At 67.9% G+C, this 5,259-nt stretch carries 3 protein-coding genes and 1 pseudogene; all 4 read left to right on the forward strand.

Translation table 11 applies throughout. The features are described 5' to 3' along the window. Positions 1–687 (forward strand): annotated as a pseudogene (locus ACFWF3_RS23360) (hypothetical protein); the annotation flags it as partial. 33 nt (positions 688–720) lie between these two features. Next, positions 721–1,932 (forward strand): HpcH/HpaI aldolase/citrate lyase family protein, encoded by a 1,212-nt coding sequence (locus ACFWF3_RS23365; protein ID WP_379315270.1) that lies wholly within the window; start codon positions 721–723, stop codon positions 1,930–1,932. Beyond that, on the forward strand, positions 1,929–4,529 hold the full coding sequence (locus ACFWF3_RS23370) for a phosphoribosyltransferase (RefSeq protein ID WP_379315271.1): 2,601 nt from the start codon (positions 1,929–1,931) through the stop codon (positions 4,527–4,529). Before ACFWF3_RS23365 ends, ACFWF3_RS23370 begins: the two co-directional genes overlap by 4 nt. A 38-nt stretch (positions 4,530–4,567) precedes the next feature. Next, positions 4,568–5,259, forward strand: a 692-nt coding sequence (locus tag ACFWF3_RS23375; protein ID WP_379315272.1) for an HAD family hydrolase, incomplete at its 3' end; no start/stop codon positions are given.

Raw genomic sequence — 5,259 nt, forward strand, 5'->3', positions numbered from 1 at the left:
TCTTCCAGCGATCCCGGCACGTCGGTCGCGGCGGCGCGCGAGGCTGCGAATGCTGTGCAAGAGGCGACGGCGGAACTATCGAATGCGTTGGCGCAGGCCCCTTCTCGTGCCTCGGCTGCCGCGAACGCGATCGCGTCGGTGACCACCCGCCTTGCTGCCGTCGGCAACCGTGCCGGCGCGCTCGGACCGGCCTACTCCGCGCTGCTGCGTGAGTTCAGTGCTGCGAGTTCGGCGGACTTGACCAACAATGAGCGGGAAAGCCGTCGTGGCATGGACGCCGCCGACGAAGCGCTGGTCGGCGCGCGCGTCGCGGCAGCCGATCGTGATCCGGAGACCGCCCTTGATTTGACCGCCACCGCACGCGCGTACCTCGCCGAGGCCGAGCAGTTGGTCGACGCCGTCACCCGGCGCCTCGAATTGTTACGTGAGGTACGTACCGACCCCGAAGCTCAGGCCCGCACCGTACGATTCCGGCTGCGGGACGCGCAGATGCTGGCGGTAGACCGAGGACTGGTCGCCGAGTGGGGCTCGGTTCTCGATGCACAAGCAGAACGCCTCGATCGCATCACCGCTGGACTTACTGGTCGCCACCCGGACTACTGGGCGTATGTTACCGAGCTGGGTACCGTCGCAGAGTTCATCGCGGGCGTAGTCGAGCGCATCAGAAAACACGCTTCCGAAAAGTAGAAATGACATGGGTCGACAGATGAGGTGGGGGGAATGACCGCGGGCTACGCCATCGCACCGGAAGTTTGCTTGCGTAAGCAGGTACCGCTGCGCCATTTCCAGCAGTTGCAGGGTCCCCGCCGCCGGGAGTTGTTCCTGGTCGAACCGGAGCCGATTCAAGGCCACGACGACCGGGAGCTGCTGGCGACCGCGCTCGGCGCGACCCTGTATGTGCCCGCGACCCGCCCCGATCTGGCCGCCACGATTCGCCGGCGGGCCGCGCGCGGGGTGTGCTCGATGGTGATCGACCTCGAGGACGCGGTCGCCGATCACCAGGTGGAGGCCGCCAAACAGCACGCGGTGGACACCCTGGATCTGCTCGCACGCGGCGAAGACGCGAACCCGATGCTGTTCATCCGGGTCCGCGACGCGGCCTCGGTCGGCGAACTGGTCGCCGCGCTCGGACCGGGCGCCGACGTGCTCACCGGATTCGTCTTCCCCAAGTTCGACGCCGTCAGCGGGCCCACGTACCTGGCCGCGCTCGACGACGCCAACCGCAGCCTCGGCCGTCCGGTCTACGCGATGCCGGTGCTCGAATCGTCGAACCTGGTGCACCGCCAGACCCGTGACGAGCAGCTCTCGCGCATCGCCGATCTGCTCGCCGGACACCGTGAGCAGCTGCTGGCGGTGCGGATCGGCGCCACCGACATGTGCTCGACCTTCGGCATCCGCCGCGACCGCGACCTCACGATCTACGACGTGCGGGTGGTCGCCGACGTGATCGCCGACATCGTCAATTACCTCGGCCGCGTCGACGGCACCGGCTTCATCATCACCGGACCGGTGTGGGAGTACTTCGCCGATCACGAGCGGATGTTCCGGCCGCAGCTGCGCAGCGCGCCGTTCGAGGAATCCGACGCGGTGAAGTTCCGCCAGTACCTGGTGAGCCGCGACCTCGACGGCCTGCTGCGCGAGATCACCCTCGACCGCGCCAACGGCATTCAGGGCAAAACGGTGATCCACCCCTCGCACGTGGCCGTGGTGCACGCGCTGTCGGTGGTGACCCACGAGGAGTACGCCGACGCGCTCGACATCATGGCGGCCGATGTCGGTGGCGTCGCGGCCTCGGAATACCGCAACAAGATGAACGAGATGCGCCCGCACCGCAGTTGGGCCCGCCAGACGCTGGTTCGGGCCCGTGCGTTCGGGGTCGCGAACAAGGGAGTGTCTTTCGTGGACTTGCTGACAGCGATGATCGCCGAATGAGTGCGTTCGAAACACCATGGGCGACGGTGAATCTCGGGATCGAGCTGCATCACGGTGCGTCCTTCGCCGCGCGCTCGGCCGAGGGCACGGCATCGGGTGAGGTGCTTGCCGCGCCGTCCGTCGATGACGTGTCGACCGACGGCGGATTTGTCGCGTTGTCCGCCGAAAGCGTGCTGACGGGCGAGCTTTCGATCGGCGCGCTGGTGCAGCCGGGGTTGCGCCGCAATCCGCGCCGGGCGCACCTGCTGGTGTCCACGGTGCTGGGCAAGCACCTGCCCACCGATCCGCGCATCGTGATCGGCGCGGGTAACCGCCTGGCCGATCTCGTGCGCGAGGTACTCGGTGATCGTGAAGCCGTCGTGCTCGGATTCGCCGAGACCGCTACCGGTTTGGGCCACTGTGTGGCCGCGCGGATCGACGCGGGCTGCTACCTGCACTCCACCCGCCGGCACGAGTCGCGAGCCACCACGCTGACCGGTTTCGAAGAGGGCCACTCGCACGCCACCTCCCATCTGCTCCAGCCCGCGCCCGCCGCGATCTTCGCCAACGATCTGCCGCTGGTGCTGGTCGACGACGAGATCTCCACCGGCGACACCGCCATCGACGCGGTTCGCGCACTGCACGCGTTCGCGCCGCGTTCGCACTATGTGCTCGCCTCGCTGGTGGACATGCGTACCCCTGCCGATCGGATCAAATTCGAAGCTGCCGCAGCCGAACTCGGTGCGCGGATCGACACGGTCTGCCTGGCCTCCGGTCGCACCGAGCTGCCTGCCGGGCTGATCGATACCGTGACCGCCCTGCCTGATCCGCAGCTGAATCCGGTAGGGGTCCGGCCCGGTTCGTACGGTCGCATCGAATTGACCTGGCCTGCTGATGTTCCCGAGGGCGGCAGGCACGGGATCCTTCGTTCGGATGGCGCCGCCTTCGACGTCGCGTTGAAATCCATTGCCGGGGAGGTGAACACCCGCCTCGATGCCGAGTTCGCCGGCCGTCCGGTCATCGTCATCGGCCACGAAGAACTCATGTACCTGCCCCTGCGCCTGGCCGCCGACCTGGCCGATGCCGGCACCCCCACCCGCTTCCAAACCACCACTCGCTCACCGGCATACGTCCTCGACGAACCCGGCTACCCCCTGCGGCGCGGCTTCCGATTCATCGCCCCGGAACCCGACCCCGCCGCCCAGCGCTACCTCTACAACGCCCAGTGGCCTGATGACGACGCAGTGCTGTTGGTCGTCATCGATCCGCCCGCCGACACCCCGGAGCTGGTCGCCCCCGGCGGCCTGGTCGATGTCCTCACCGCGTCGGGCGCCGACGTTCTGATAGCTGTGCTCCCCGGCGCCGATCCCCGTGCGCTGCACGCGGGCCGCACCGCTGAGCCGGTAGCCGTGACAGCGTCACTGTCGGCGCCCGATTCGGCGGACCGGGACGGCCACACCGAACACGGCGGCGAAGCGAGCTCCGGTGCCGGTCCGCTCCCCGTGGCCCTGCACGGACCCGAGTTCGGTTCGTATGCGCCCGAGGATGTTTCGTGGCTGCTCAAGGATCTCTCGGAAGCCGACCTCGAAGCCGATATCGCCGACCGTGAACGGCGCATCCAGGCCGGTGTGGCCCATTACGCCGAGTCGCTGCCGGTCGAGTTCCAGCCGGATGCCGAATACCGTGAGCTCTTCGATCGCGTGCTGGCCGACAGTGCCGAACGTCTGGCGCTGGCCGTCGCGACTGTGGCGGAGCTGGTTGTCGCCGAACGCGGTGAGGACGTTGTCCTGGTCTCGCTGGCCAGGGCGGGTACCCCCGTCGGCGTGCTCATGCGTCGCTGGCTCGTCAGCGGGATCGGCCGCGAGCCTCTCACCGTGCCCCACTACGCGGTCTCGATCGTGCGCGATCGGGGTATCGATGCGGTGGCACTGGACTACCTCGCCCGCCATCATGATCCGTCCTCGATCGTCTTCGTCGACGGCTGGACCGGCAAGGGTGCGATCACCCACGAACTCACCGCCGCCCTCGACGCCTATCACGCCGCCGGCGGCGCCAGATTCAACGACGAGCTCGTGGTCCTGGCCGACCCCGCCAACTGCGTGCGCACCTACGGCACCCGTGACGACTTCCTCATCGCCTCGGCCTGCCTCAATTCGACTGTGTCCGGCCTGGTTTCACGCACCGTCTTGAACAGCACCCTGATCGGCCCCGGCGAGTTCCACGGCGCCAAGTTCTACCGCGACCTGATCGGCGCCGATGTCTCGAATCAGCTGATCGACACCGTCACAGCGGCCTTCGGCACGATCGGCGAGCAGGTGCCCGCCGCCGTCGCCGCCATCCGCGATTCCGACCGCACGCCGGACTGGTCCGGGTGGGCGTCGGTGGAGAAGGTCCGCGCCGAATACGGCATCAGTACAGTCAATTACGTGAAGCCCGGCGTCGGCGAGACCACCCGGGTGCTGTTGCGCCGGGTACCGTGGCGAGTGCTGGTCCGTGAGGCAGACGCACCGGAGCACGCCCACATCCGCCTGCTCGCCGCGGCGCGCAATGTCCCGGTGGAAGTGGTCCCCGACCTGGCCTACTCCTGCATGGGCCTGATCAAGGAGCTACCCCGGTGACCGCCGAGTCCCTCTTCGCGACCGATCTGGATCGCACGATGATCTTCTCCCGCAACGGCTTCGGTGGTGCCGAGGCCGTCGCGAAGGAGTGCGTCGAGTACTACGAGGGTGAACCGCTCTCCTACATGACCGTCAGCGCCATCGCGGCCCTGCGCGAGCTCGCGGCAGGCGCTCCCGTGATTCCGACGACCACCCGCACCATCGAACAGTTCCAGCGCATCGCCCTCCCCGGTGCTCCGTGGCGGTACGCCATCACCAGCAACGGCGGCAACATCCTGGTCGACGGCATCCCCGACCCCGCGTGGCGCGTGGCCATCGACGACCAGGTCAACGCGTCGGGCGCTACCCTCGCCGACGTGGGCGCCGAATTACGCTCCCGCATCGACGATTCCTGGGTCACCAAGTACCGCGAGGCCGACGAGCTGTTCTGCTACCTGGTGGTCCGCCCCGACCTGGTCCCCGCGGGTTTCCTCGCCGAATGGGACACCTGGTGCCGCGCAAACGGCTGGTCGGCGTCCCAGCAGGGTCGCAAGATCTACACGATGCCCGACGCCGTCTGTAAGAGTCTCGCTGTTGCCGAAGTCCGTCGCAGGCTGACCGAATCTGGCGAATTATCCGACGGGGCAACGCTTTTCACCGCGGGCGACGGCGCACTGGACGCCGAGATGCTGAAGGCGGCCGATGCCGCGATCCGCCCCCGCCACGGCGAGCTGGAAGAACTGAACTTCAC

The sequence above is a fragment of the Nocardia sp. NPDC060220 genome (assembly GCF_042727815.1).
Classification (GTDB): domain Bacteria; phylum Actinomycetota; class Actinomycetes; order Mycobacteriales; family Mycobacteriaceae; genus Nocardia.